This window comes from Pseudomonas sp. MWU16-30322 (genome assembly GCF_020515535.1).
GTDB lineage: Bacteria > Pseudomonadota > Gammaproteobacteria > Pseudomonadales > Pseudomonadaceae > Aquipseudomonas > Aquipseudomonas fluorescens_H.
Map to the genome: position 1 here is coordinate 1 of NZ_JAIWYL010000035.1, position 372 is coordinate 372.

1 protein-coding gene is annotated in these 372 nt (G+C 62.6%); it reads right to left on the bottom strand.

All coding sequences use genetic code 11. The features are described 5' to 3' along the window. On the bottom strand, positions 1–372 hold a 372-nt coding region (locus tag LCH64_RS28210; RefSeq protein ID WP_226501964.1), incomplete at both ends, for an immunoglobulin-like domain-containing protein.

The following is a 372-nucleotide window of genomic DNA, read 5'->3' on the forward strand; positions in this document are numbered from 1 at the left end:
GATGGTGTCGGTGACGGTGGTCGAAACCGGGGTCTTGTCGGCGACGAGGTTTTCGTAGTTGCCGCCGCTCACGTCAATGATCGCGTTGGTCAGTGGTTCATGACCGTTCAAGGCATCGTTCGGCGCGGTGGTGGTCACGGTGCCGGTGGTTTTGCCCACTTCGATGGTGATGGTCTGGCCGTTCGCCAGAGTCACGGTCACTGGCGAGCCGGTGACAGGCGCGCCCACTGTGGCGGTATAAGTGACAGTGCCGCCCTCGGCCACCGAGGTATCGGCGGTCAGTTTGACGGTCGAGGTGTCGATGGTGTCGGTCACTTCGGTCACGGCAGGAACGGTGCTCGGCACCAGGTTTTCGAAGTTACCGCCGGCACC